Annotated in this window: 21 protein-coding genes and 1 pseudogene; 15 read left to right on the top strand and 7 right to left on the bottom strand. The window is 62.6% G+C overall.

The genetic code is table 11. The features are described 5' to 3' along the window. Window positions 1–104 precede the first annotated feature (104 nt). Window positions 105–1124: a polyphosphate kinase 2 gene (gene ppk2 / locus JWJ88_RS04245; protein WP_205294862.1), complete on the top strand. Its 1020-nt coding sequence runs from the start codon at window positions 105–107 to the stop codon at window positions 1122–1124. A 343-nt stretch (window positions 1125–1467) separates the two neighbouring features. On the opposite strand, the gene JWJ88_RS04250 is transcribed toward ppk2, so the two are convergent. The 5 genes from JWJ88_RS04250 to JWJ88_RS04270 form a co-directional block, all read right to left on the bottom strand. Then, window positions 1468–2127 (bottom strand): glutathione S-transferase family protein, encoded by a 660-nt coding sequence (locus tag JWJ88_RS04250; protein ID WP_205294863.1) that lies wholly within the window; start codon window positions 2125–2127, stop codon window positions 1468–1470. Window positions 2128–2164: 37 nt separating this feature from the next. Then, window positions 2165–3346 (bottom strand): dipeptidase, encoded by a 1182-nt coding sequence (locus JWJ88_RS04255; protein WP_205294864.1) that lies wholly within the window; start codon window positions 3344–3346, stop codon window positions 2165–2167. Window positions 3347–3583: 237 nt separating this feature from the next. Next, window positions 3584–5446, bottom strand: coding sequence for a M3 family oligoendopeptidase (locus JWJ88_RS04260; RefSeq protein WP_240200194.1), 1863 nt, complete (start codon window positions 5444–5446; stop codon window positions 3584–3586). A gap of 80 nt (window positions 5447–5526) precedes the next feature. Continuing rightward, window positions 5527–6480, bottom strand: a complete 954-nt coding sequence (locus JWJ88_RS04265) for an alpha/beta fold hydrolase (protein WP_205294865.1) — start codon at window positions 6478–6480, stop codon at window positions 5527–5529. 3 nt (window positions 6481–6483) lie between these two features. Further along, window positions 6484–6768 carry an SCP2 sterol-binding domain-containing protein gene (locus tag JWJ88_RS04270; RefSeq protein ID WP_205294866.1) on the bottom strand — a complete coding sequence of 95 codons (285 nt, stop codon included), beginning with the start codon at window positions 6766–6768 and terminating at the stop codon, window positions 6484–6486. Between the two features lie 241 nt (window positions 6769–7009). Between JWJ88_RS04270 and JWJ88_RS04275 the strand changes: the two genes are divergently transcribed. The 6 genes and pseudogenes from JWJ88_RS04275 to JWJ88_RS04295 all read left to right on the top strand — a co-directional run bounded on the left by JWJ88_RS04275 (window position 7010) and on the right by JWJ88_RS04295 (window position 12180). Further along, on the top strand, window positions 7010–7555 hold the full coding sequence (locus JWJ88_RS04275; RefSeq protein WP_240200195.1) for a tetratricopeptide repeat protein: 546 nt from the start codon (window positions 7010–7012) through the stop codon (window positions 7553–7555). 1 nt (window position 7556) lies between these two features. Continuing rightward, window positions 7557–10490 (top strand): helicase-related protein, encoded by a 2934-nt coding sequence (locus tag JWJ88_RS04280; protein WP_205294868.1) that lies wholly within the window; start codon window positions 7557–7559, stop codon window positions 10488–10490. Further along, complete coding sequence (locus JWJ88_RS04285; RefSeq protein ID WP_205294869.1) at window positions 10487–10756, top strand: RNA-binding S4 domain-containing protein; 270 nt, start codon at window positions 10487–10489, stop codon at window positions 10754–10756. The genes JWJ88_RS04280 and JWJ88_RS04285 overlap by 4 nt, the downstream gene beginning before the upstream one ends. 192 nt (window positions 10757–10948) lie before the next feature. Continuing rightward, window positions 10949–11176 (top strand): annotated as a pseudogene (locus tag JWJ88_RS04290) (4Fe-4S binding protein); the annotation flags it as partial. A 22-nt stretch (window positions 11177–11198) separates the two neighbouring features. Beyond that, on the top strand, window positions 11199–11285 hold the full coding sequence (locus tag JWJ88_RS22105) for a hypothetical protein (RefSeq protein ID WP_353142433.1): 87 nt from the start codon (window positions 11199–11201) through the stop codon (window positions 11283–11285). 385 nt (window positions 11286–11670) lie between these two features. Further along, on the top strand, window positions 11671–12180 hold the full coding sequence (locus JWJ88_RS04295) for a CarD family transcriptional regulator (RefSeq protein ID WP_205294871.1): 510 nt from the start codon (window positions 11671–11673) through the stop codon (window positions 12178–12180). 169 nt (window positions 12181–12349) lie between these two features. On the opposite strand, the gene JWJ88_RS04300 is transcribed toward JWJ88_RS04295, so the two are convergent. Beyond that, the gene (locus JWJ88_RS04300) at window positions 12350–13735 is read right to left on the bottom strand and encodes a dipeptidase (RefSeq protein ID WP_205294872.1); all 1386 of its coding nucleotides are present in this window, start codon (window positions 13733–13735) and stop codon (window positions 12350–12352) included. Between the two features lie 169 nt (window positions 13736–13904). On the opposite strand from JWJ88_RS04300, the gene hemA reads away from it, so the two are divergent. From hemA to ispG, 3 genes are all read left to right on the top strand, one after another. Beyond that, window positions 13905–15134, top strand: a complete 1230-nt coding sequence (gene hemA, locus JWJ88_RS04305) for a 5-aminolevulinate synthase (RefSeq protein ID WP_205294873.1) — start codon at window positions 13905–13907, stop codon at window positions 15132–15134. A 108-nt stretch (window positions 15135–15242) separates the two neighbouring features. Next, window positions 15243–16463 (top strand): helix-turn-helix domain-containing protein, encoded by a 1221-nt coding sequence (locus tag JWJ88_RS04310; protein ID WP_205294874.1) that lies wholly within the window; start codon window positions 15243–15245, stop codon window positions 16461–16463. 132 nt (window positions 16464–16595) lie between these two features. Then, complete coding sequence (gene ispG / locus JWJ88_RS04315; RefSeq protein WP_205294875.1) at window positions 16596–17720, top strand: flavodoxin-dependent (E)-4-hydroxy-3-methylbut-2-enyl-diphosphate synthase; 1125 nt, start codon at window positions 16596–16598, stop codon at window positions 17718–17720. A 91-nt stretch (window positions 17721–17811) separates the two neighbouring features. On the opposite strand, the gene JWJ88_RS04320 is transcribed toward ispG, so the two are convergent. Beyond that, on the bottom strand, window positions 17812–18564 hold the full coding sequence (locus tag JWJ88_RS04320) for a DsbA family protein (protein WP_205294876.1): 753 nt from the start codon (window positions 18562–18564) through the stop codon (window positions 17812–17814). Window positions 18565–18695: 131 nt separating this feature from the next. Here JWJ88_RS04320 and JWJ88_RS04325 point away from each other — a divergent pair, with 131 nt between their 5' ends. The 5 genes from JWJ88_RS04325 (at window position 18696) to JWJ88_RS04345 (ending at window position 26130) form a co-directional block, all read left to right on the top strand. Further along, window positions 18696–19832 (top strand): pyridoxal phosphate-dependent aminotransferase, encoded by a 1137-nt coding sequence (locus JWJ88_RS04325; RefSeq protein ID WP_205294877.1) that lies wholly within the window; start codon window positions 18696–18698, stop codon window positions 19830–19832. After that, window positions 19829–21064: an N-acetylmuramoyl-L-alanine amidase gene (locus JWJ88_RS04330; RefSeq protein ID WP_205294878.1), complete on the top strand. Its 1236-nt coding sequence runs from the start codon at window positions 19829–19831 to the stop codon at window positions 21062–21064. Before JWJ88_RS04325 ends, JWJ88_RS04330 begins: the two co-directional genes overlap by 4 nt. A 70-nt stretch (window positions 21065–21134) precedes the next feature. Further along, on the top strand, window positions 21135–23672 hold the full coding sequence (locus JWJ88_RS04335; protein ID WP_205294879.1) for a penicillin-binding protein 1A: 2538 nt from the start codon (window positions 21135–21137) through the stop codon (window positions 23670–23672). Window positions 23673–23747: 75 nt separating this feature from the next. Further along, window positions 23748–24875, top strand: coding sequence for a peptide chain release factor 2 (gene prfB, locus JWJ88_RS04340; protein WP_205294880.1), 1128 nt, complete (start codon window positions 23748–23750; stop codon window positions 24873–24875). 199 nt (window positions 24876–25074) lie between these two features. Further along, window positions 25075–26130 (top strand): patatin-like phospholipase family protein, encoded by a 1056-nt coding sequence (locus tag JWJ88_RS04345; RefSeq protein WP_205294881.1) that lies wholly within the window; start codon window positions 25075–25077, stop codon window positions 26128–26130. Window positions 26131–26158 lie beyond the last annotated feature (28 nt).

The following is a 26158-nucleotide window of genomic DNA, read 5'->3' on the forward strand; positions in this document are numbered from 1 at the left end:
CTGGTTTTAGTAGGATTTGATTTCTTTTTGACCCGGATCAAGGCGCTAGGGCGCATGTCCTGTCAGACTTGGCCAATTATTCAGTCCTAGCTTGGTCAAGACATATGGAAGATCATCCTGTTTCAAGTGAGTCCCTAGTTTTCTCGGCGAGTAGCGAGCTTGTCGAGAACGAGGCGGGGGGGACAGAACCATCAGTCGTCCCGCCGACAACTCCTCCGGTTGATGTGGAGCCGCGAGGGCCAAGAAGTTTTCCCCATATCGACCCGGATGCGATCCGGTTGGCTTTCGAGTCGGGGCGCTATCCCTATCCGCGTCGCATGGGGCGCGTGGCTTATGAAAAGGAAAAGGCCCGGCTGCAGTCCGAGTTGCTGAAGGCCCAGCTTTGGGCGCAAGAGACCGGGCAGAAATTCGTCATCCTGTTCGAGGGGCGCGACGCCGCCGGCAAGGGCGGCACGATCAAGCGTTTCATGGAACATCTGAATCCGCGTTTTGCCCGGGTGGTGGCGCTGAACAAGCCGTCCGAAATCGAACGCGGACAGTGGTTCTTTCAGCGCTATATCCAGCACCTGCCGACCGCTGGCGAGATGGTTTTTTACGACCGCAGTTGGTACAATCGTGCCGGGGTCGAGCGGGTCATGAGCTTTTGTTCCCCGGTCGAATATCTGGAATTCATGCGGCAGGCCCCGGAATTCGAGCGGATGTTGGCACGCTCGGGTATCCGGCTTTACAAATACTGGTTCTCGGTTACGCGCAGCGAACAGCGGGCGCGCTTCAAGGCTCGCGAGACCGATCCGCTGAAACGCTGGAAGCTTTCCCCCATCGATCTGGCCAGCCTCGACAAATGGGATGACTATACCGAGGCGAAAGAGGCGATGTTTTTTTACACCGATACCGCCGATGCACCCTGGACCATTGTCAAGTCGAACGACAAGAAACGGGCGCGGCTGAATTGCATGCGGCATTTCCTGTCCTCGCTTGATTACCCGGACAAGGATCTGACCATTGCCACGCCGCCCGATCCGCTGATCGTCGGCCACGCAAGCCATGTGGTTCATTCGGCAGAACATATTCTGGGCGCCTCGTTGCGCCCCGAGAATCGGAGGATGCCCACCCCAGAAGGCTAGGTTCAAAGCTTGGATGCAGTCGACAATCTGGCGTGGCCGATCCCTACAGCATTTCGGCAATTCATTGAATCGCAGAAATGCTGTAGATCCTTGTTTTTATGCATTTCCGACATAAAATCGGTACCCGCCTTTGCTGGAAATGTTTTTGCATAGCGCCGCGGCTTTTCGGATCGGCTTGCAGCAAAAGCCGCAGCCGTTTGTGTGCTCGGCCATGCTAGTCATGTCGGGCAGATAGGGGACGTTTCAATGGGCCGGTCGGGGGGCCTGCGACCTTTGGATTGAAAACGCGCCACCCAGCCACACGCGTGCTCTGCGCCGGTTTCCTCATCCGAGTCCGAGGGGCTTACTCCGGCTCGGTCAGCCGCTCCTGCCACATTTTGCGGAATGCCGGGCGGGCTTGGCAATCGCCAAGCCAGGCGATGACCGCCGGAAACTGCTCCATCAACGCGCCATAGCCCTGAGCATAGCGCAGAACTTCGGCGACGTTCAGGTCGGCTACGGTGAATCGGCCGCCGATCAGGTGACCATGGCGGCCAATGTGATCTTCCAGAACATGCAGAGGGCGGATCAATCGCTCGGCCGCATGGGCGACCGTGGCCTGAGCGGCCCCGGATTGCGACTGGCCATTGCCATGGTTGAAAAGGATGGTCAGCGCATCCTGCTCTATGGCGGTCGCGGCGTAAAAGCTCCATTGCAGCATCAACGCCTCTTCGACCGCGTCGGCAGGGCCGAAGGGCTGGCCGTATTTGCACGCCAGATGCAGGGTGCAGGCCAAGGATTCCGACAGCACCAGATCGCCGTCCTGCATCACCGGAATGGCACCGGCGGGCGACAGCTTCAGAAAGCTTGGCGAATGCGTATTCAAAGGCGCATCCGGCGCGTCGGGGTCGGGTAGGCGATAGGCCTGAATCACCGGCACCTGCTTGAACGGCAAACCTAGCTCATGACACAGCCAGATGATGCGCGATGCGCGCGAACGGGTGACGCCATAGACTGTCAGCACGGGGCTCTCCTTAGATCCTGCGAAAGCTTAGGCGCGTTCACAGCGTCTGGGCAAGATAGCGCATCATGTTGCCGCCCATGACCTTGGTGATTTGCTGGTCGCTCAGCCCGGCATCCATCAGGGCCTGTGTCAGTGCCGACAGACCTGCGGCGTCGAAGGGCACACCGACCGAACCGTCGTAATCCGAGCCGAGCGAGACGTGATCCTCCCCCACAAGCGCGATAGCGGCCCGGATGGCGTTGGCGATATCGGCCGGAGTTTTGCCGCAGACCACATCGGCCCAATAGCCAATGCCGATCAGCCCGCCCTTTTCAGCGATGGCCTTTACCAACGCATCATCCAGGTTCCGGGGGCTGGGGCATTGGCCGTGAATACCGGTATGCGACAGGATCGGTCGCGTGCCCGGAATAGCCAGTACATCACGCACCATCTGGGGGCTTGCATGGGCAAGGTCGATGACCATGCGCTTGGCCGTCATCTCTTCCACCACCTGCCGACCCAGCGGGCTTAGCCCCGCACCGCTGCCACCTTCGCCATGCAGGCTCCCGCCCAACTCGTTGTCGAAGAAATGCGTCAGCCCCAGCAGGCGGAAACCTGCGCCATAAAGCACCTGAAGGTTACCGATCTGCCCCTCCAGCGGATGCGCGCCTTCGGAACCCAGGATAGCGCCCACCGTTTTAGCGCCATTCTGACGCGCTTCCAGCAGAGTCTGCAAATCCTTGGCCGAACGGATCAACATGAGTTGGTCAGGAGCGCGTTCGACGGCGCGGTGCAGCGCGTCGGCCTGTGTCAACGCACGCTCCTTGAGGCTGAACCAACTGGGCAGGGGGCGCAGTTGGCCGATAAAAAGCGGTGTGATGTTGTCGGGGGCCTGAGCAGAGTTATGGCTGTAGTTTTGCCCGCGGGGGCTTTTGGTGACCGTTGTGAAAACCTGAACCGCGACATTCCCCTCGGCCAGCCGGGGGATATCCACATGGCCGCGGGACGCGCGCTCCAGAAGGTCGCGGTCCCAAAGCAGAGCGTCGGAGTGCCAGTCGCCGATTACAAGTCGCTGATGCAGCGCCTCGGCCTGAGGTGATACGGGCCAGCCCTCGGCTGGCGTGGTGACGGGGTTCAGACGATCCTCGACGAAGCCGGGACCCCAGATCGCAACTACTGCCGCCGCAACCAGCGCCAACCCCAGAAGCCAAAGGATGATACGCCGGATTATGCCGATCATAAGATTTCCCTTCCCGTTTTCCGGCAAGATAGGGCAGGCGCATGCCTCAGGCGATGGAAAACTGCCGAAAATTCAATCCAAGGATGGGTTGTAAGAAAGGCGGGGGCTTTGCCCCCATCCCTTCGGGATTCCCCCAGGATATTTGGGCAACGAAGAATAACGGAATAATTTACCGCTTCTTTCGTGTGTAAATATCCTCTGGGGGTCCGGGGGAGAAGCGCCCCCGGTTTGCGACGGTCAGACCTCCATCGTTTCAAGTTCGTCGATGAAGCTTTCGATGATGGAAAGGCCCTTGTCCCAGAAGGCCGGATCCGAGGCATCAAGACCGAAGGGGGCCAAGAGTTCCTTGTGATGCCGTGAGCCGCCTGCGGCCAGCATATCGAAATATTTCGCCTGAAAGTCGGGCAGTCCGTCTTCATAGGCAGCATAAAGCGCGTTCACTAACCCGTCACCGAAAGCATAGGCGTAGACATAGAAGGGCGAATGAATGAAATGCGGCACGTAGGTCCAGAAAGTCTCATAGCCCGGCATGAATTCGAAGGCGTCGCCCAGGCTTTCGTGCTGTACCGACATCCAGAGGGCGTTTATGTCTTCGGGGGTCAGTTCCCCTTGGGCGCGTGCGGCGTGCAGCTTGCATTCGAAATCATAGAAGGCGATCTGGCGCACCACCGTGTTGATCATGTCTTCGACTTTTCCGGCCAGCAGAGCTTTGCGCTGTGCCTTGTCGGTGGTTTTCGAAAGTAAGGCGCGGAAGGTCAGCATCTCGCCGAAAACACTTGCCGTTTCGGCAAGTGTCAGCGGTGTCGCGGCCAGAAGCTCTCCCTGTGCTGCTGCCAGCCGCTGGTGAACGCCGTGTCCCAATTCATGCGCCAACGTCATCACATCGCGCGGCTTGCCGAGATAGTTCAAAAGCACATAGGGATGCACGGTCGTTACCGTGGGATGGGCAAAAGCGCCGGGGACTTTTCCGGACTTCACGGCCGCGTCAATCCAGCCTTGCTCGAAGAAGGGCTGAGCCAGTTCCGCCAGTTGCGGCGAGAATCCGGCATAGGCATCCAGCACGGTGGCCTGCGCCTCGGGCCAGGGGATAAGACGCGCGCTTTCACTGGGCAGCGGTGCGTTGCGGTCCCAGATCTGGAGCTTGTCCAAGCCCAGCCAGCGCGCCTTGAGCCGATAGTAGCGATGCGACAGGCGCGGGTAGGCGGTCGTGACGGCATCACGCAGGGCCTCGACCACTTCGGGTTCGACATGGTTCGACAGGTGGCGCGCAGTTTGTGGCGTCGGCATCTTGCGCCATTTGTCCTCGATCGCCTTTTCTTTGGCCAGCGTGTTGTGGATGCGGGCGAAAAGCTTGACGTTCTTGCCAAAGACCTCGGTCAGTGCGCGGGCGCCGGCTTCGCGCCGGGGACGATCGTGATCGGTCAGCAGGTTCAGCGTGGCCTCCAAGCCCAGCTCTTCTCCGTTCACGTCAAAGGTCAGGCCGGCGGTGGTCTCGTCGAAGAGGCGGTTCCAGGCAGCGGCGCCCACGACCGAATTGTCGTGTAAAAAGCGTTCCAGCTCATTCGAAAGCTGATAGGGGCGCATGGCGCGCATGCGGTCGAAGACCGGCTTGTAGCGCGCAGGGCCGTTCGGCGCAGAGAAGATTTCTTCGTAGCGCCCGTCCGGGATACGGTTGAACTCCAGGCTGAAGAAGACCAGCTTGGCGGTTGCCGTGGTGATGAGATCCTGAAGATCGCCCATCTGCTTGGCGCGCGCCGAATCCGTGGTGTTCTGGTAATAGCGCAGCCCGGCATAGGACATGACGCGACCGGCCAGAATGTCGATTTGCTGATAGCGTTCGATGCATTCCAGCATCTTGTCGGCGTCCAGCGCAGCCAGTTTGCCGTCGTAGTCGCGGGCGAAGCTGCAGCAGGACTGCTCCACAGCCTCGACATCGCGAGCGAGTTCGGGCGAATCGGGGGCAGGGTAGAGATCGCTCAGATCCCATTCGGGCAGCGTGCCCAGATCGGGGCCGTCGGCTGCGACAGGCAAGGCGTTCTCGTCACGGGGCAGGATGCGATGGAGGATGCTGTTCAGGGGGCTACAGGCAGAAATCGTCATGATCGGTCCTTTCGTATGGCCAACATGTGACCTCTGAACTGCCGCGCTGCAAGGTATCCGACACGGCCGGACTTGCGCAATTAACCGGATAAGGCCGGCGCAGCGCTCTCGAAATGCGCGATGCTGGCCTCCAGAAAGCGGCTGCGGACGGCATCGCGCTCAATCATCGGCTCGTGGCGGCAATCGGGCAGCTCCAGCAGCGTGGCGCCGGGCCAGGTGGCCACCCGTGCGCGGATGGCCCGGGGCGAGACGACGCGTTCCTTGTCCCCCAGCGCGATCAGTGTTGGCAGGGTGGGGGCAGGCAGGGTGGTAAGGCGGTGGCATTCCTGCAAGGCGGCAATCAGCCAGTCGTTGCTGACGCCGCCGACTGAAATATCGGGCCAGCTTGCCGTCTCGGCCACCAGCCGGCCCCAGCGGCGACCGTCCCCGGTCAGTAGGTTGTCGTGGAACGGGTCCATCAGGACAAAGTTTTCCTCGCCGCCTGATCCGGGTGCGGGATGTCCGCCACGGCCCAGTTTGCGGCCAAGGCGGGCAATGGCCATCGCCAGGACCTCGGGCACGCGGCGCAGATTGATGCCCCACATCGGTGCCGAGAACACAACGCTTTGCACCGGCAACCCGGCCTCCAACGCGGCAAGACCGATGGTGCCGCCCATGGAATGCGCCAGCAGATGCCAGGGACGCGGCAGGTCCAGTTCCTGTGCCGTTACCACCAGTTCGACGACATCGCGCTGGTAATCGGCGAAATCACCGATATGGCCGGGCCGAGGGTTGGGCTGCAACCGGTCCGACATGCCTTGACCGCGCCAGTCCAGCGTCAGCACATCAAGCCCGGCGGCGTTCAGGTCTGCAGCGACTTCGGCGTATTTCTCAAGGTATTCGGTGCGGCCCGGGAACAGCAGAACCGTTCCCGAGGCCCCGCCCGCCGCCCAATGTGCCGCCCGCAGCCGCACGCCATCCTCGGCCCGCAGCCAGAAGGCGCGGGCAAGCGGCAGCGGATCGCCGGGCAGCGTGTTGAAGGGCGCGGGCTTCATCGCCTAGGACAGCAGCGCCCCAAGCTTCATCGCCGCGCCCATCGAGCCGTCGACCCGCAGCTTGCCGGTCATGAAGGCGGTGGTGGGGTTCACGTCGCCGCTCATCAGGCCCTCGAAGGTTTCGCGGCTGGCGGTCAGCGTCACCTCGGCTTCGTCATCGGCGGCACGTGCGCCGTCGGCGTCGATATAGACCGCACCTTCGCCCTCGATGACGAATTTGGCGGTGCCGTCGAAGCCCTTGGCCTTTTCGTCCAGTGCGGCCACGGCGGCCTCGACCACTTTGCTCATTCTCGATCTCCTGTTGTCGTGTCTGGAATTAGACGATGGGGAAAGTTACATGGTGAATATGCTTTTGCCAGTCCCACATTTCCATCATGCCGTTGCGGCAGCGCTTTTCCTGGGGCTGGCAGGTGTCGGTGCTGTCCATGCTTGGCCTGCCGTGCCCCCGGCAAAGGCGCCTTCGTTCCATGCGATACCTGTCCAGGACGAGGAGCCGCAAGAAAATTCTCCTGAAAATGATAGCGATCTGTTGACCGACAGCCCTTTGGCAGAGCCTGCCGCCCCGTCCGAGCCGACCACCCAGGCGCAAGTGCAGGCGCGCGAGGATCTGGATCTGCTGTTTGCCGAACTGGCCCAGCCCGGCGGTGAAACCTGGGCCCGGGCCGAAAGCGATATCCTGCGTATCTGGTCGCGCTCGGGCTCGGCGGCGATGGACCTGCTGTACAAGCGGGGCGAGACGGCGCTGGATGCGGGCGATACCGTCGCCGCCATCGGCCACCTGACGGCGCTGACCGATCATGCACCGGATTTCGCGGCGGGCTGGTATCTGCGTTCGGTCGCATTTTATCTGGACGGCGATTTCGGCCCGGCCATCGCCGATCTGGGCGAGGTGCTGCGGCTGGAGCCCCGTCATTTTGGTGCGCTTACCCAATTGGGCACGATCCTCGAGGAGCTGGGCGACGACCGGAACGCGTTGAAAGCCTTTCGCCAAAGCCTGACGATCCACCCGAATCAGCAGGACGCGCAGGATGCCGTTCAGCGGCTTGAACGGAAATTGCAGGGTATGGACGCCTGACATGCAGGACAGATCGCGGGTCACGGCCATCCTTGGCCCGACAAATACTGGCAAGACGCATTACGCCATCGAACGCATGCTGGCGCATCGCACCGGGGTCATCGGCCTGCCGCTGCGGCTTTTGGCGCGCGAAGTCTATGACCGGATCGTCAAGGCGCGCGGGCCCTCGGTCGTGGCGCTGATTACGGGCGAAGAGCGGATCGTGCCCGAGCGGGTGCAATACTGGGTCGCCACCACCGAGGCCATGCCCGAGGTCGGCGCCGATTTCGTCGCCATAGACGAGATCCAGCTTTGCGCCGATCCCGACCGCGGCCATGTCTTTACCGACCGGCTGCTGAACATGCGCGGGCTGCATGAAACGCTGCTTTTGGGGGCCGATACCATGCGCCCGGCCATCGCCGCGCTGGTGCCGCAGGCGCAGTTCATGCGGCGCGACCGGTTTTCCGCGCTGTCATGGGCGGGGTCCAAAAAGATCAGCCGCATGCCGCCGCGCTCGGCCATCGTCTGCTTTTCCGTTGAAGAGGTCTACGCAACCGCCGAACTGATCCGGCGGCAAAAGGGCGGCTGCGCCGTGGTGATGGGCGCGCTGAGCCCGCGCACCCGCAATGCGCAGGTGGCGATGTATCAAAATGGCGAGGTGGATTATCTGGTCGCCACCGATGCCATCGGCATGGGGCTGAACCTCGACATCCGTCATATCGCCTTTTCGGCGACCGAGAAATTCGACGGTCGCCGTTATCGTCCGTTATTCCCCCATGAACTGGGCCAGATCGCCGGCAGGGCGGGGCGCCATACCGAACCGGGCACTTTCGGCGTCACCGGTGATGCCGGGCCTCTGGAAGAAGGGCTGATCGAGGCCATCGAGAACCACCGCTTTGCGCCGATCCAGCGGCTGATGTGGCGCAACTCCACGCTGGAATTCGGCACAATCGAGCGGCTGCTGCTAAGTCTGGAAACCCCGCCGCAATCGGAATGGCTGGCCCGGGGGCGCGAGGCGGACGACATCCGTGCGCTCAAGGCGCTGTCCTCCATGCCGGAGGTCCGCGACAGGGTGACGCACCCGCGCGATGTGCGGCTGTTGTGGGATGTGTGCCGGATTCCGGATTTCCGCTCGATCTCTCCGGCCGAACATGCGTCGCTTCTGGCGCGAATCTTCGGCTTCCTGCGCGATGGCGGCGTGCCCGGCGACTGGTTGGAAGGTCAGATCCGCCGTATCGACCGCGTGCAGGGCGATATCGATACATTGTCGAAACGATTGGCATATATCCGGACATGGACCTATGTTGCCCAGCGTTCGGGTTGGGTATCAGACGAAAGTCATTGGCGTGCCGAGACGCGCGCGGTAGAAGATCGCTTGTCGGACGCGTTGCACGCGGCTTTGACGCAAAGATTCGTGGACCGGCGCACTTCCGTGCTGCTGCGCCGGCTCAAACAGAAGGAGAGCCTTTTGGCCGAGGTGAATGACAAGGGCGAAGTGACGGTCGAGGGCGAATTCGCCGGCCGTCTGGAGGGCTTCCGCTTCCACGCCGATCCGAGCGCAACCGGGGACGAAGCGCGTATGTTGCAACGCGCCGCCTATGAGGCGTTGCGTCCCGAATTCCATCTGCGCGCCGACAGGTTCTATAACGCGCCGGATACCGAGCTGGACTTCACCGAACAGGGCGGCCTGATGTGGGGCAGTTCCGCGGTAGGCAAGCTGGTCAAGGGTAGCGAGGGGCTGCGTCCGGGTGTCGAGCCTTTCGTCGATGAAGAAGCTGGCCCCGAGATCACCGAAAAGGTGCGCCGTCGGTTGCAGCATTTCATCGACCGCAGGATCGCGACCCTGTTCGAGCCGCTGCTGGCGCTTAAGAACGATGAGACGCTGGCCGGCATTGCGCGCGGCTTTGCCTTTCGTCTGGTCGAGTCGCTGGGCGTGCTGCCGCGCGAAGGCGTGGCCAATGAGGTCAAGGAGCTGGATCAGGACGCGCGCGGGCTTTTGCGCAAGCATGGCGTGCGCTTTGGCCAGTTCACCATCTTCCAGCCGGCGCTGCTGAAGCCGGCGCCGACGCGGCTGCGGCTGGTGCTGTGGGGGCTGGATCAAGGGTTGTCGGAATTCCCCGAAAGCCCGCCGCCCGGCCTAGTGACCATCCCCAACCTGCCCGACGTGCCCAAGGGATATTATACGCTTTCGGGCTATCACCCGGCGGGCGAACGGGCGATCCGCATCGATATGCTGGAACGTCTTGCCGACATGCTGCGCAACCAGGACAGCCGCGGCGGGTTCGAGGCGACGCCGGACATGTTGTCCATCACCGGCATGACGCTGGAGCAATTCTCAGGTCTGATGCAGGGGCTGGGCTATCGCGCCGAGCAGGGTGAGCGGGTCAAGGCCCGTGCCGAGCCTGCGCCCGTCGTCGTCGCACCCGAGCCCGAGGCCATAGATCACGAGCATCCGCTGACCGAAGAGGAAAGCGTGCTTGCCGCCGAGACCCGTGCCAAGTGGGAGGCCGAGCAGGCCGCCCGCAAAGCCGCCGAGGCGGAAGCCGGGGCCACAGCCGAGCCTGGTGCCGACGAGCCTGTCGAAGCGCCTGCGCCTGAAACCGAGGTGTTCTATACCTTCACCTGGGCGCCGCGTCCGCGCGGCGGCAACCGCCGTCCCGAGCGGGGCGAGCGGCCGGGACAGGGGCAAGGGCAGGGTCAACAGGGCCGTGCCGAGGGTGAACGCGGGCCGCGCCGCGACCGCGAGCCGGGGCAAGAAAACCGGCGCGAGGGCAAACCCTTCGAGGGCAAGCGTCGCGACGACCAACGCGGTGAACGTGGACCCAAGGGCAAACCCAAAGGCAAGCCGCGCCATGACGGACCCAAAAGCTTCGAGGCGCGTCCGCCCCGAGCCGAGAAACAGGCCGATCCCGACAGCCCCTTCGCCATTCTCGCCGCGCTCAAAAACAAGTCGTGAGCGCGGAAGGGGCCGGGGCGATCAGGCTCGACCGTTGGCTGCATCACGCGCGGCTGTTCAAGACCCGCACCCTGGCCGCCGACGCGATCGGCGCCGGGGGCATCAGGGTAAACGGGCAGCCTTGTAGCAAACCGGCGCAGGTGGTTCGGAGCGGCGATACCATCACCGTCTCCGCCCATGGCCGGGTGCGTGTGATGCGAGTCCTTGTGTTGGGAGAGCGCCGCGGCCCCGCCAGCGAAGCCGCCACGCTTTATGAAGAGCTGTAGCGGCTTGGGGTCAGGAACCGGGTTCCGCGCCGCGTCTCTGCGATAGAACGCCATTCCATCCCGCCATTCGCTGGCCATATCCCCGTCTTTTCGCCTGCGGCGGCCTTGATTGATGGCAGCGTCGGGCGTAACTAGCCGATCAGGAAACAGGAATATCTCGCCATGACTTATGTCGTCACCGAAAACTGCATCATGTGCAAATACACCGACTGCGTCGAGGTTTGCCCCGTGGACTGTTTCTATGAAGGCGAGAATACGCTGGTCATCCATCCCGATGAATGCATCGACTGCGGCGTTTGCGAACCGGAATGCCCGGCAGACGCGATTCGTCCCGACACCGAGCCCGACATGGACAAATGGGTCGAGTTCAACCGGAAATATGCCGACTCCTGGCCGGTGATCACCCGCAAGAAAGATCCGATGCCCGGCTATGAGGAGATGGATGGCACTCCCGGCAAGCTGGAGAAATACTTTTCGGAAGCGCCGGGCGAGGGGGATTAATACTGGCCGCCGGACCTTGGTTTGGTAGCTGATCGTGAACCAAACGGCGATTTGCGGTTGGAAAACCGGGAATCGCTGGCTTACACCTGTGACAGGTGGGACTGATTCGCACCCTCTCAACCGTGGGGTCCGCAGGGACATTTGGGTTTAGGTTTTGATTTAAAAGGGATTTTTTGATCTCTTTCGGACCGGTGCCGCTGTGCAGCGAACCTTTGAACCGAGGGGATTTTTATGCTATGGTGCAGCCATATCGCGCCGGTCTGGCTGCTTTGGTGGCCTGGCCGGCGTTGCTGCCTGTCCTGACCGCCTGCCCGGTCAGAAGTGCAAGAACAAGAATGTTGGCCCGTAAGGTGGGATCGTCCCGCCTTGGGGGTTTTTGTGCCGCGCGTCGGCGCAGCTGCGAAGGAAGCCCAATGTCGAAAGCCAAGAAGACCGAATTCCGCCCCGATGACTTTGTCGTCTATCCGACCCATGGCGTGGGTCGCATCGTTTCGATCGAAGAGCAAGAGGTGGCGGGGCTGCGCCTTGAAATGTTCGTGATCTCGTTCGAAAAAGACAAGATGACTTTGCGTGTGCCGACCGCACGCGCGACCGAGATCGGTATGCGCGGTCTTTCGACCCCCGATCTGGTGGAGCGTGCCTTGGACACGCTGAAAGGCAAGGCCCGCGTCAAGCGTGCGATGTGGTCGCGCCGCGCCCAAGAATATGAGCAAAAGATCAACTCGGGCGATCTGATGTCGATTGCCGAAGTGGTGCGCGACCTGCACCGCAATGACGACCAGCGCGAGCAATCCTATTCCGAACGTCAGCTCTATGAGGCCGCGTTGGAGCGCCTGACCCGCGAAGTCGCCGCTGTCAGCGGCATGGACGAGGCCGGCGCCCAGAAAAAGGTCGAAACCGTGCTGACGGCCCGCGCGGCCTGAACGTCCCGCGTTCAAGATGATAGGGGTGCCTTTGGGGCGCCCCTTTTTCATGTCCATGCTGTGAGGACATGAAGGTCCGCTGCCGGATAAGACCTTTATAGCCGACTGCGCGGATGTCCTCCTGATCCGGGTATTGCAGGGGTCTGCCGGCTGACGACCCCTGCGACATTCAGCCCAAGGCTGCCAGAATCCGCGCCCAACTGCGGGCCCCTTTGGCAAAGCTTTGCAGGTCGTATTTCTCATTCGGCGAATGGATGCGATCATCGTCGCGGCCAAAGCCGATCAGCATGGAGTCCATGCCGAGGATCTCTTTGAAATCGCCGGCAATGGGGATCGATCCGCCGGCGCCGATATATGCCGCCTCACGGTCCCATTCGTCGCTCAGCGCCGTCTTGGCCGCTGCAAACGCCGGGTCCGAGATGTCCATGCGGCTGGCCGGGCTCGCGCCGTGCCCGTGAAACTCGACCGTGCAATCCTGCGGCACGGCGGCGCGGACATGCGCGCGGAAGGTGTCGCGAATCCGCTTGGGGTCCTGCGTGCCGGTCAGGCGGAAGCTGACCTTGGCGCGGGCCTCGGCTGGCAGGACGGTCTTGAAGCCTTCGCCCGTATAGCCGCCAGTGATACCGTTGATTTCAAAGGTCGGGCGGTTCCACACCATTTCCAATCCCGTGCGACTCTGTTCGCCGATGGGCTGCTTCAGCCCGACGCGCGACAGGAATTCGCTGGCGTCAAAACCCAGCGCCGCCCAATCCGCGCGCAACGCGTCGGACAGTTCCTCGACGCCGTCGTAAAAGCCGGGCAGGGTAATATGGCCGCTGCTGTCCTTGACAGTCGAGAGGACGTTGACCAGCACCTGGATCGGATTTGCCGCCAGCCCGCCGAAACTGCCCGAATGCAGGTCGCGGTCGGCTGCGCGGATCACGATCTCTTCGCCGTAAAGGCCGCGCAACTGCGTGGTGATGGCGGGGCGGCCATCCGCGTAAAGCCCGGTGTCGCAGATCATCGCCATGCCGGCGCGCAATTCCTCGGCGTTTTCGCGCAGAAAGGGCCTTAGGCTGGGCGAGCCGGATTCCTCTTCGCCTTCGAACAGCAGCACGAGGTCCGAGGGCAGCCTGCCATGCACGGTCTTCCACGCCCGGAAGGCCTCGACAAAAGTCATGAGCTGGCCTTTGTCGTCCGAGGCGCCGCGCGCCCGGATCACCTTGCCTTGCGGTGTATCCTCGATCAGCGGCTCAAAGGGCGGGTTCTGCCACAGTTCCAGCGGATCGACCGGCTGCACGTCATAATGGCCGTAAAACAGCAGCGGGCGGCGGTCGCCCCTTTGCGAATGGGCGACGACCATCGGGTGTCCGGGCGTGTCTCGCACCGAAGCCTCGAACCCCAGCCCGATGAGTTCCGCGCACAGCCAATCCGCCGCGCGCCGCACCTCGCCCCGATAGGCCGGATCGGTCGAGACGGACGGAATGCGAAGAAATTCCATCAGCCGGTCGAGCGCTTGGGGCAGCTCTTTGTCCAAGGTTGAAAGTACTTCGCCGATTCTGGAATTATCCGTCATTCTTTGCCTTTCCTGATTGATTTTCTCAGGGAAAATGCCTGCCATCTTGGTCGTGGTGCGACATTTTTACGCTGTATTTTCTCTGACTTGATACGTATCAAGGTATGACCCGCGGGATCGCAGCATGATCCTCCAAGCGAGCAAGTTCAAGCAAGGCAAGGGATCTGTGATGGACTATTCGGCCGCCCTCGATCAGGCTATCGGCAAGTTGCACGAAGAAGGGCGCTATCGCACCTTTATCGACATCGAACGCCGTAAAGGTGCCTATCCGCAGGCGGTCTGGACCCGGCCGGACGGGTCCGAGACCGAGATTACCGTGTGGTGTGGCAACGACTATCTGGGCATGGGTCAGCACCCCGTCGTGCTGGCCGCGATGCACGAGGCACTGGACGCCACGGGCGCCGGCTCGGGCGGGACCCGCAATATTTCGGGCACGACAGTCTATCATAAGCGGCTGGAGGCAGAGCTTTCCGATCTGCACGGCAAAGAGTCCGCCTTGGTCTTTTCCAGCGCCTATACTGCCAATGACGCGACGCTTTCGACGCTGCGCAAGCTGTTTCCCGGCCTGATTATCTATTCGGACGAGTTGAACCACGCCTCGATGATCGAAGGGATCAAGCGTTTCGATGGCGCCAAGCGCATCTTCCGTCACAATGACGTCGAACATCTGCGCGAATTGCTGGCAGCCGACGATCCGGAGGCGCCGAAGCTGATCGCTTTTGAATCGATCTATTCGATGGATGGCGACTTTGGCCCCATTTCCGCGATCTGCGATCTGGCAGACGAATTCAACGCCCTGACCTATCTGGACGAAGTGCACGCCGTCGGCATGTATGGCCCCCGCGGGGGCGGCGTGGCCGAGCGTGACGGGCTGACCGGGCGCATCGACATCTTCAACGGCACGCTGGGCAAGGCTTTTGGCGTCTTCGGCGGCTATATCGCGGCCTCTGCCAAGATGATCGATGCGATCCGCTCTTATGCGCCGGGCTTTATCTTTACCACTTCGCTGCCGCCTGCGGTGGCGGCGGGCGCTGCGGCCTCGATCGCCTTCCTGAAATCCGCCGAAGGGCAGTTGCTGCGCGACCAGCAGCAGTTGAACGCCCGCATCCTCAAGATGCGGTTGCGCGGCCTGGGCATGCCAATCATGGACCACGGCAGCCATATCGTGCCGGTGCATGTCGGCAATCCGGTGCACTGCAAGGCGTTGTCGGACCTGCTTTTGGCCGATTTCGGCATCTATGTGCAGCCGATCAACTTCCCCACCGTGCCGCGTGGGACCGAGCGGTTGCGCTTTACGCCCTCGCCAGTGCATGATCCCAAGCAGATCGACAGTCTGGTAAGGGCCATGGATAACCTTTGGTCACAGTGCAAACTGAACCGTTCAACTTCGGCTGCTTGAAGCGGTTTCGGGGTGAAGACCTCTCGCGCCCGTGATAACCTTGCTTTAATCAAGTTGTGAGAGTCTTCCGATTCGGGAGGATGAGCAGCAAAGAATGGGGCAGGCGCAATGATCGGGCTAAGGGGGAATCCCCCGTCTCATGGCCATGAGGAATCGGCGGCATTGCCGCCCGGTTTCGACGATCCTGATATTCGTCTCGGTGACCTGATGCGAGGCGAACGAGCCACGCTGGGCAAATCGCTTCTGGATGTCCAGCGCGAGTTGCGTATTCGTGCCTCCTATGTTGCAGCTATCGAAAACTGCGACATTTCCGCCTTTGACACGCCCAGCTTCATCGCGGGCTATGTGCGCTCTTACGCGCGCTATCTCGGTATGGATTCCGACTGGACCTTCCGGCGTTTCTGTCAGGAATCAGGCTTCCAGCCCACGCACGGCATGGCGCCCGCAGCTTCGGGACCGAAACCGCAGCGGCGGCCTTCGGACCCGGCCGAGGCGCTTGCCAATCCGCATCCGATCTTCCTGCCCAAGCAGGAAAGCCTCTGGAACTCCATCGAGCCACGCGCCATCGGCTCGCTGCTGGTGATGATCGTTCTGGCCTGCGGTTTGGGCTATGGTGGTTGGGCCGTGCTGCAAGAGGTGCAGAAGGTCAATCTGACCCCCGGCGATCAGGCTCCCGGTATGATCGCCGCGCTCGACCCGGTGCAAGAGGCTGCCGAGCCCGAGACAGTCGAATCTGCGCAGGTCAACCTGCCAAGACCCGAGGGGCTGGACCGCACCTATCGTCCGCAGGCACTTGAGGTGCCGGTATTGGTGGCCCGCGACGGACCCATCGCCGCCATCGATCCGGGGCTTAATGCGCCGGCGATGCAGCCCGAAAGTGCCGAGCTCGCGATACGCAGCGCCGCCGCTCAGGATCAAATCTATGGTCCGCTGATGCCGGCCGAACAGGTGGCGGTGCGCACGGTTGCGCCCGATGCGCCTGAGGTCGAGATCCTTGCGGCCCGCCCGGCTTGGGTGCGGGTCACTTCGGCCGATGGCACCGTGCTTCTGGAAAAGACCATGGATGCGGGCGAACGCTTTGCCTTGCCCAAGCTCGAAGCGCCGCCGGTGCTGCGGGCGGGAAACTCCGGCGCGATCTATTTCGCGGTAAACGGCCGCACTTATGGCCCGGCCGCTCCGGGGGCGAAGGTGGTCAAGAACGTCGAACTGTCGCCCAACGCGCTGACCGCGCAATTTGCCTTTGCCGATGTGACCAAGGATCCGCAGCTGGCCGAGATGGTCGCGCTGGCCTCGGCCGGCCAGTCGGAACAGGCCCCCGTACAGGAATGATCCGCACCACCCGTATCTGGTCACGGATGCGGCATCCCTTAGCCTGCGGGGATCGGATGGGTTGCCCGCCCGGTCGCATCAGCCTATCTCTCACGGGTGAATCCGCTTCTGGCGCAGGAAAAGGCCCCAGCCATGTCGCATAATCCGATCCGCCCTTGGCGCAATATCGACCGGCGCAAGTCGCGCCAGATCATGGTCGGCAATGTCCCGGTAGGGGGCGATGCGCCGATCAGCGTGCAGACCATGACCAATACGGATACGTCGGATGTGCGGGCGACGCTGGATCAGATACTCCGCGCGGCGGATGTCGGTGCCGATATCGTGCGGGTATCGACCCCGGACGAGGCTTCGACCCGGGCCCTGCGCGAGATCTGCCGTGAAAGCCCGGTGCCGATCGTGGCCGATATCCATTTCCACTACAAACGCGCCATTGAGGCGGCCGAGGCCGGCGCCGCATGTCTGCGCATCAATCCCGGCAATATCGGCGACGCCGCCCGCGTCCGCGAAGTGATCAAGGCGGCCAAGGACCACGGCTGCTCGATTCGCATCGGTGTAAATGCCGGCAGTCTGGAAAAACACCTGCTGGAAAAATATGGCGAACCGTGCCCCGATGCGATGGTGGAATCCGGCCTAGATCACATCCGTATCCTGCAAGATAACGATTTTCACGAGTTCAAGATCAGCGTGAAAGCCAGCGACGTTTTCCTTGCCGCCGCCGCCTATCAGCAACTGGCCGAGGCCACGGATGCCCCCATACACTTGGGCATCACCGAAGCGGGCGGCTTGATGTCAGGCACCGTGAAGTCGGCCGTCGGCCTTGGCAACCTTTTATGGATGGGCATCGGCGACACGATCCGCGTCAGCCTTTCGGCTGATCTGGTGGAAGAGGTCAAGGTCGGTTTCGAGATCCTGAAAGGGCTGGGCCTTCGCACCCGCGGCGTGCAGATCATTTCTTGCCCCAGTTGCGCGCGGCAGGGTTTCGACGTGATCAAGACGGTCGAGATTCTGGAAAAGCGCCTTGAGCACATCAAGACGCCGATGAGCCTGTCGATCATCGGCTGCGTGGTGAATGGCCCGGGCGAGGCGCTGATGACCGATATCGGTTTCACCGGCGGTGGGGCGGGTTCCGGCATGGTCTATCTGGCCGGCAAGCAGAACCATAAGATGACGAATGCGCAGATGGTCGATCACATCGTCGAACTGGTCGAGAAGCGCGCGGCCGAGATCGAGACCACGCAATCCGCCGCCGCCGAATAAGCGCAAGGGCGGCCGTTTGTGCCGCCCCCAACTTCTTCGTTGCCCAAATACCCATGCTCCCGCGCAGCAAACGCAGCGTGGGATATTTTGCTCAGCCCTCGGTCTTTGCCTCGCGCGCTCGGGCGACGGTGCTTTCCAGCCCTTCGGCCGGCATCCCGCGCAGCATCTCGCCATCGATGATGAATGTGGGCGTGCCCATGATACGCATTTGCTCGGCAAGCTGGTGGTTCTTGCGCAAGACGGCCGAGACATCTTCGGTGTTCATGCGGTTCAAAACGGCTTGGCTGTCCAGGTCCAGATCGCCGGCAAGCTTGGCCAGGCTTTCCAGATTGACCGGTCCGCGCGATTCCATCAGCGCGTCATGCGCCTTTTTATAGGCATCCGGCCCGGCCTCTTGCTGCACTGCGACGGCGAAACGTGCGGCCATGTCGCTTTCCTGGGTCAGGATCGGGAACTCCTTCAGGATCCAGCGGATATTGCCATCAGCCGAAATCAGTTTTTCCACATCCGGGCTGACCCGCTTGCAGACGCCGCAGCGATAGTCGATGAACTCGACAAGGGTCACGTCGCCCTCGGGATTGCCGCCGATCCAGCTATGGCCATCCTCGAAGATCGCCTTGCTGTTGTTTTCCACCAGCAACTCGTCGTTCTTGGACTCGTCGGCAAGGCGGCGCTCTTCCAGCACGTTGATCGACTCGATCAGCACGTCGGGATTGGCCATCAGATAGTCGCGCACTGCTTCGCCAAAGGCAGCCTTTTCGGTCTCGGTCATGTTCGCCGGATCGAAGGCGGCGGCGGGCAGGGCGGTCGCCGTCAGCAGGGCGGCGGTCAGAATGGCTTTCATCCAGGGGTCCTTTCCAGTTGACGGCAATCTGGCCCGTCCATTGCGGTGTTGCAAGCATTCCGCCCAAGGCTCACGCGGGCTTGACCGCCCCCGCCGCAGACGTGATACCCGGCCAAAACCACGAGGCAGACATGAGACAATCCCGCCGCGGCCAGGTCGATCCCTTTATCGTCATGGATGTGATGGAAGCCGCCCGCAAGGCCGAGGCGCAGGGGCGACGCATCATTCATATGGAGGTGGGCCAGCCCTCGACCCCCGCGCCGATGGGCGCGCGCCGTGCGCTGGCTGCGTCTCTTGACCGGCCGCTGGGCTATACGGTTGCGCTGGGTCTGCCAGAGTTGCGTCAAAGCATCGCACAGCTTTACCGGCGCTGGTACGGGCTCGATCTTGATCCGCAGCGGGTGGTGATCACGCCGGGCTCCAGCGGGGCTTTCATCCTGGCGTTTTCGGCGCTGTTCGACGCGGGCGAGCGGGTGGCGCTGGGTGAGCCGGGCTATCCCAGCTATCGCCAGATCCTGCGCGCCATGTCGCTGCAGCCCGTCGGCATCCAGACCAGGGCCGAGGATCGCTATCAACCCCGCCCGCAGGATTTGCCGACGGATGCGCAGGGGCTGATCCTTGCCTCGCCCGGCAATCCCTCCGGCACGGTGCTGCGCCGCGAGGAACTGGCGGGTTTGACCGCGCGCGCGGCCGAATTGGGGATGAGCGTCATCTCGGACGAGATCTATCACGGGTTGGATTACGGTGCGGGATTTCATTCCGCGCTGGAGGTGTCGGACGACGTGTTCGTCATCAACAGCTTCTCAAAGTATTTCAGCATGACGGGCTGGCGCGTCGGTTGGATGGTGGTGCCCGAAAGCATGATCCGCACCGTTGAACGGATTGCACAGAACATGTTCATCTGCCCGCCGCATGCAAGCCAGGTCGCTGCCCTCGCCGCCATGGACTGCGTCGATGAGGCCGAGGCCAATCTGGCAGTCTATGCCGCGAACCGCCAGTTGATGCTGGACCGGCTGCCCAGGATCGGCTTTTCCCGCATCGCCCCGCCCGAGGGCGCATTCTATATTTATGCCGACGTGTCGGACCTGACTGAAAACAGCCTGAACTTTGCTGCGGAAATTCTTGAAAAAGCTGGGGTCGCGGTGACGCCGGGTCTGGATTTCGACCCGCGTCGCGGCGCGCGGACACTGCGCTTCAGCTATGCCGCCGGGACAGCCGAGATTACCGAAGGACTGGACCGGCTGGCAGCATTCATGGCGGTCCGATGAGATGGCTTTGCGCGGTCTTGTTGCTGCTGCTGGCGTGGCCCGCGCTGGCCGACAACGGCGGGCGCTCGGCCTTGGCAACCGTCGATCTGACGCAGTCTTCGCTGACGGCCGAGGGGCGGGACCGGGGCAAGCCGCGCCCGATGGAACTGCGGTTGACGCTTAGCCAGCCGGTGCCTTACCGGGTCTATTTCCTTGACGGTCCGCCGCGTCTGGTGGTCGATTTCCGCGAGATCGATTTTTCCGGCACCGAAGCCGAGGCATTGCCGGGCCGCGATCTGGTGCCGGCACTGCGCTGGGGGCGGTTCCGCCCGGGCTGGTCGCGTCTGGTGATGGAGTTGCCCGGCCCCTATGCGTTGCGCCTTGCGGTGCAAAGCCCGGCCGAAGGTGGTGCCCGCGGCGCGCTGGTCAAGCTGCGTATCGAGCCGGTTGGCCAAAAGGATTTCGTTACCCGCGGCAATGCGCTGTCTGCGCTTTGGGACCTGCCGACGCCAGCCGATGTAACGGCCCTGCCACCGCGCCGCACGGGCGAGCGCCCCTTGCGTGTGGCACTGGACCCCGGTCATGGCGGCCACGATCCCGGCGCGCAGGTGGGCGCGATCAGCGAGGCGGCGCTGATGCTGAGCTTTGCCCGCGAACTTACTGAGATCCTGACCCGCGCCGGGTTCGAGGTCGTCGCCACCCGCAACGACGACAATTTCATCCCGTTGGAGCGGCGCATGACCATCGCGCGCGCGAAACAGGCCGATCTGTTCATCTCTTTGCATGCCGATGCGCTGCCGGCGGGCGAGGCGGCGGGGCTGTCGATCTATATGTGGAACCCGCAGGCCGACGACCGCGCCACACGTGAACTGGCCATGCGTCATGACCGGGCCGATCTGCTGGCCGGGCTGGATCTGGCCGGAACCGACGATCAACTGGCCGATGTCCTGATGGATCTGGTGCGGACCGAGACGCATCCACGTTCCGAGGCATTTGCCAAATTCACGGTATCCGAGCTTAATCGGGCGGGTATCGCCATGCACCGCACCCCGGTGCGCGGTGCGGCGTTTTCGGTGCTGAAATCGCCCGACATTCCCTCGGTCCTGATCGAGCTGGGCTTTCTGACCGATGCCGGCGACCGGGCCAATCTGTTCGACCCGGACTGGCGCGCGCGTACTGCGCAAGCGCTGACTCAGGCGATCAGCCTGTGGGCGCAAGATGATGCTGCCCGTGCAGTTTTGCTGCGTAAATAGCGCAAGGTTGCTTTGACGGGCGCGGCCCTGCTGTCTATAGAGGCGCAGGTTATCCCCAGAGGCTTGCCCATTGCTGCGCTTCCTGCTGTCCTTCGTCGGTGCGATCTTTTCATGGTTCGTGACCGCAATCTTTTTCATCGCCCTGACAGTCGGCGCGGTGTTCTGGATGTATTCGCGCGACCTGCCAAGCCATGAGCAACTGGCCCAATATGCGCCCAAGACCATCAGCCGGATCTATTCCGCAGAAGGGCGGCTGATCGACGAATTTGCCGAGGAACGTCGCATTTTCGTGCCCATCGACGAAATCCCGCCGTTGGTAAAGCAGGCCTTCGTCAGCGCCGAGGACAAGCATTTCTACAGCCATCACGGCTTTGACCCGATGGGCATGGGCAAGGCGGCGCTGGATGCGATCAGTTCGGGCGGACGCAACCTGCGCGGTGCCTCGACCATCACCCAGCAGGTGATGAAGAACTTTCTGCTGTCCAGCGATCGCAGCGTCGAGCGCAAGATCAAGGAACTGATCCTGGCCACCCGGCTGGAATCGACCCTGTCCAAGGACCAGATCCTTGAGCTTTACCTCAACGAGATCTTTCTGGGCCAAAACAGTTTTGGCGTGGCGGCTGCGGCGCAAAGCTATTTCAACAAGCCGCTGACCGAACTTACCCCGCACGAGGCTGCGACGCTGGCTGCAATGCCCAAGGCTCCGGGCCGCTATCACCCGGTCCGCGCCAAGGAGGCCCTGACCGAACGGCGCGATTACGTCCTGCGCGAGATGTGGCAAAACGGCTATATAGATCAAGCCACTTACGAGGCAGAGGTGCAGCAGCCGCTGCGCTCGGTGCAGAATGGCGACTTCCCTGCCTTTCAGGAGCAGTTGCCGCCTCGCGATTATTTCACCGACGAGATTCGGCGCCAGCTTTCCGCGCAATTCGGCGCCGAGGAATTCTTTGGCGGCGGTCTGGCCATCCGGGCGACCATCGATCCCAAGCTGCAGAACGTGGCCGCACATGCGCTGCAACAGGCGCTAGAAAAATACGACCGCGGCCGCGGTGTCTGGCGCGGCACCCGCGTCCGTATCCCTGCCGAGCAACTGGGCGATGAAGCGGTGTGGCGCGCGGCGCTGTCCGATGCCGATGTGCCGCGCGATATCGAGGGCTGGTTCCCGGCCGTCGTTCTGGCGCTGGACAAGGCCGACGCCACCATCGGCATCGAGGATCAGCAAGGCACGGCCACCATACCCGCCAAGGACGTGCAATGGGCGCGCAAGCGGCATGCCGACGGCACGCTGGGGGCCAAGGCCAAGGTCGCATCGGATCTGCTGGAGCTTGGCGATGTGGTGCTGGTGCGCCGTATGGTCAGCGACAGTGACGGCAGCTTTATCCGTTGGACCCTGCGTCAGGTGCCCGAAGTTCAGGGCGGTTTCATGGCCATGGACGTCAACACCGGCCGCGTCATCGCCATGCAGGGCGGCTTCAGCTATCAAAGCTCGGTTTTCAACCGCGCGACGCAGGCGCAGCGCCAGCCGGGGTCAAGCTTCAAGCCTTTCGTCTATGCGGCGGCGCTGGATTCAGGCTTCAACCCGGCCACCATCATCGTCGATGAGCCCATCACTCTGAACACGCCGCAGGGACTGTGGACCCCAAAGAACGCCAGCGGCAGGTTCTATGGCCCCACCCCGATGCGCACAGGCATCGAGCAGTCGCGCAACCTGATGACCATCCGTATCGCCCAGGATATTGGCATGGATACGGTGGCCAAATATGCCGAGAAATTCGGGGTCTACGACCATCTTGGCCATTTCCTTGCCAACAGTCTCGGGGCGCAGGAAACGACCCTGTTCAAGATGGTCGCGGCCTATGCCATGTTCGCCAACGGCGGCGAGCGGGTGGAACCTACCCTGGTCGACCGCGTGCAGGACCGGCGCGGACGCACCATCTATCGCCATGACCAAAGCGAATGCGTGACCTGCGCCCAGCCCTCGCTGCCGCCCGGTGCCGCGCCCCAGATCCGCTCGAACCGCGAGCAGGTGATGGACGCGATTACCGCCTATCAGCTGACTTCGATGCTGGAAGGCGTGGTCAAGCGCGGCTCGGGACGCGGGGTCAGCCTGCCCGTGCCCGTCGCGGGCAAGACCGGCACCACGAATGATGCCAAGGACGTGTGGTTCATCGGTTTCACCTCGAACATCGTGGCCGGATGCTATCTGGGTTATGACCAGCCGCGCACGCTGGGTTCGAACGCCTTTGGCGGCACGCTTTGCGTGCCGGTCTTCAACGAGTTCATGCAAGAGGCGGTCAAGGAATTCGGCGGCACCGCCTTCAAGGTTCCGCCCGGCGGACATTTCGTCAACATCGACCGCTTCAGTGGCGCGATCCTTGGACCGGACGCCAAGGGTGACAACGTGATCGCCGAATATTTCCGCGATGGTCAGGATCTGTCCGGTATCGCATTGATCGACGGCGGTTTTGGCCGGGCCGATCCGGGCACGCTGCCGCTGTTTACCGAAGGACGCGATAGCGGGCAGGCGGTGACCACCTCGACCGGCAAGAAAAGGGTGATCCCGAAAAAGGCCGATTTCGGCACCCTGTCCTCGGGCGGGCTGTATTAGAAGGGCGGGTTGCCGCCGCCCGCTGCCCGCGTTATTTGTCCTGCCCTATCCGAAATCCGAACCCAGAGAGTGCAGATGCGCGCCGAAACCCAAGCCACCATCGAGGCGATCCGCAAATCGCTGAAACTGCTCGGCCAGCGCATGGACTGGGAAACCGCCCCGCACCGGCTGGAAGAACTGAACGCCATGATCGAGGCCGGCGATATCTGGTCCGATCCGGCGCGCGCCCAGAAGCTGATGCGCGACCGGCAGATGCTGTCGGATGCGGTCGAAACCTATCGCCGCATCGAAACCGAGCTGTCCGACAATGCCGAATTGATCGAGCTGGGCGAAGCCGAGGGCGATGCCGAGATTGTCGCCGATGCCGAGGCTGCGCTGAAATCGCTGGCGGAAATGGCGGCGCAAAAAGAGCTTGAGGCGCTTTTGAACGGTGAGGCGGACGGCAACGACACCTTCCTGGAAATCAACGCCGGCGCCGGCGGCACGGAAAGCGCCGACTGGGCCAGCATGCTTGCACGGATGTATGTCCGCTGGGCCGAGAAAAAAGGCTATAACGTCGAGCTTTTGTCCGAAACCCCCGGCGAAGAGGCGGGCATTCGTTCGGCAGCCTACAAGATCTCGGGCCCCAATGCCTATGGCTGGCTGAAGTCGGAATCGGGGGTGCATCGGCTGGTGCGTATCTCGCCCTATGATTCGGCGGCGCGGCGGCATACCTCGTTCAGTTCGGTCTGGGTCTACCCGGTGGTGGATGACAATATCGAGATCACCATCCCCGACAATGAGATCCGCATCGATACCTATCGCTCGTCCGGGGCGGGCGGACAGCACGTCAACACAACCGATTCGGCGGTGCGTATCACCCACCTGCCGACCGGGATCGTTGTGACCAGTTCGGAGAAATCCCAGCACCAGAACCGGGCAAACGCCATGGCGGCGCTGAAGGCGCGGCTGTACCAGCAGGAACTGGACAAGCGCAACGCCGTGATCAACGCCCAGCACGAGGCCAAGGGCGATGCCGGCTGGGGCAACCAGATCCGTTCCTATGTGCTGCACCCCTATCAGATGGTGAAGGACTTGCGCACCGGGCACGAGACCTCGGACACGCAAGGGGTGCTGGACGGCGCTTTGGACAGCTTCATGGCCGCCACTCTGGCTTTGGATGTGGCCGGCAAGTCGCGGGCCGAGGCGCAGGCCGAGGACTGATCTGCCACGCTTTTTGCGATGTCGCATGGGTATTTGGGCAACGAAGAAATGCTGATCTTGGCCTGAGTTGAAGGCAGGGTCGTGGTTTGCTGCCTGTTGCGGGGTTGCATCCGTTGGCGGCATCGCGCGGTGGGGCGGTTTTGGCCTTGGTCCGGTTGCGTTAGCCTGTCCGCTGTCTGGACCTGCGGGAGCGCGCGGCATGGAAGTGAAGCGGATCAACCTGGCCCTGCAAGGCGGCGGCGCGCATGGCGCCTTTGCCTGGGGTGTTTTGGATCGGCTGCTGGACGAGCCCGGAATTGAGATCCGGGGCATCAGCGGCACTTCGGCCGGGGCGCTTAACGGGGCGGCTTTGGCGGCGGGCTTGTCCTGCGGGCCCGGCGGGCGCGGGCGCGAGGCTGCGCGCGAGAATCTGGCCCATATCTGGTCGCAGGTCGGGCAGGTCAGCGACAACTCCGTCGTGCGCTGGCTGCATTCGATGTTCCCGGTGCCGCGAGGCTGGCAAAGGCTGACAGAGCTGTTCTCGCCCGTGGCGTGGCTGGGATCATTGACCCGGGTGTTCAGCCCCTATGATTCGGGACCGTTCTATACCAACCCGCTGGGCGCGATCCTGCGCGAGATGCCGCATCCTCGTCTGGGGCGAGAAGAGGGGCCGGCGCTGTTCGTTACCGCGACCAATGTGCGCACCGGGCTGGTGCGGGTGTTTGGCGGGGCCGAGGTGACGGTGGAGGCTGTGCTGGCATCGGCCTGCCTGCCGGAATTATTCCGTGCCGTCGAACTGGACGATCCCCTGACGGGGCGGCGCGAGGCTTATTGGGACGGCGGCTATTCCGGCAATCCGGCGCTGTTTCCGCTGTATCGCGCCGACTTGCCCCGCGACGTCGTGATCGTGAATATCAACCCGATGCTGCGCGACGCGATCCCCAAGACCCCGGCCGCGATTCAGGACCGGGTGAACGAGATCAGCTTCAACGCAGCACTTCTGTCCGAGTTGCGGGCGATCAACTTCGTCAAGCGGCTGTTTGCCGAAGACCGGCTGACCGGGCGGCCGATGAAAAACGTGCTGCTGCACGCGATCATGGACGAAGAGCTTATGAATTCGCTGAGCGCCAGCACCAAGCTGCTTCCCAATCCCGGCCTGCTGCAGCGCATGCATGATGCAGGGATGGAGGCAGCCGAGCAGTTTCTGGAACGCGATGCCGGCAATATCGGTGAACGCGATTCATATGATGTGTCGCGGTTGTTCGGCGCTCGCTAGCGAGATGCGATTCGCGCGAACGCCAGAA

The organism is Paracoccus methylovorus (assembly GCF_016919705.1).
GTDB lineage: Bacteria > Pseudomonadota > Alphaproteobacteria > Rhodobacterales > Rhodobacteraceae > Paracoccus > Paracoccus methylovorus.

Coding starts and splice junctions, on each gene's coding strand:
- hemA (WP_205294873.1), top strand. CDS start 13,905: ATGGACTATTCGGCCGCCCTCGATCAGGCTATCGGCAAGTTGCACGAA.
- ispG (WP_205294875.1), top strand. CDS start 16,596: ATGTCGCATAATCCGATCCGCCCTTGGCGCAATATCGACCGGCGCAAG.
- JWJ88_RS04260 (WP_240200194.1), bottom strand. CDS start 5,446: ATGACGATTTCTGCCTGTAGCCCCCTGAACAGCATCCTCCATCGCATC.
- JWJ88_RS04265 (WP_205294865.1), bottom strand. CDS start 6,480: ATGAAGCCCGCGCCCTTCAACACGCTGCCCGGCGATCCGCTGCCGCTT.
- ppk2 (WP_205294862.1), top strand. CDS start 105: ATGGAAGATCATCCTGTTTCAAGTGAGTCCCTAGTTTTCTCGGCGAGT.
- JWJ88_RS04295 (WP_205294871.1), top strand. CDS start 11,671: ATGTCGAAAGCCAAGAAGACCGAATTCCGCCCCGATGACTTTGTCGTC.
- JWJ88_RS04300 (WP_205294872.1), bottom strand. CDS start 13,735: ATGACGGATAATTCCAGAATCGGCGAAGTACTTTCAACCTTGGACAAA.
- JWJ88_RS04280 (WP_205294868.1), top strand. CDS start 7,557: ATGCAGGACAGATCGCGGGTCACGGCCATCCTTGGCCCGACAAATACT.
- JWJ88_RS04255 (WP_205294864.1), bottom strand. CDS start 3,346: ATGATCGGCATAATCCGGCGTATCATCCTTTGGCTTCTGGGGTTGGCG.
- JWJ88_RS22105 (WP_353142433.1), top strand. CDS start 11,199: ATGGCACTCCCGGCAAGCTGGAGAAATACTTTTCGGAAGCGCCGGGCG.
- JWJ88_RS04270 (WP_205294866.1), bottom strand. CDS start 6,768: ATGAGCAAAGTGGTCGAGGCCGCCGTGGCCGCACTGGACGAAAAGGCC.
- JWJ88_RS04330 (WP_205294878.1), top strand. CDS start 19,829: ATGAGATGGCTTTGCGCGGTCTTGTTGCTGCTGCTGGCGTGGCCCGCG.
- JWJ88_RS04325 (WP_205294877.1), top strand. CDS start 18,696: ATGAGACAATCCCGCCGCGGCCAGGTCGATCCCTTTATCGTCATGGAT.
- prfB (WP_205294880.1), top strand. CDS start 23,748: ATGCGCGCCGAAACCCAAGCCACCATCGAGGCGATCCGCAAATCGCTG.
- JWJ88_RS04320 (WP_205294876.1), bottom strand. CDS start 18,564: ATGAAAGCCATTCTGACCGCCGCCCTGCTGACGGCGACCGCCCTGCCC.
- JWJ88_RS04310 (WP_205294874.1), top strand. CDS start 15,243: ATGATCGGGCTAAGGGGGAATCCCCCGTCTCATGGCCATGAGGAATCG.
- JWJ88_RS04345 (WP_205294881.1), top strand. CDS start 25,075: ATGGAAGTGAAGCGGATCAACCTGGCCCTGCAAGGCGGCGGCGCGCAT.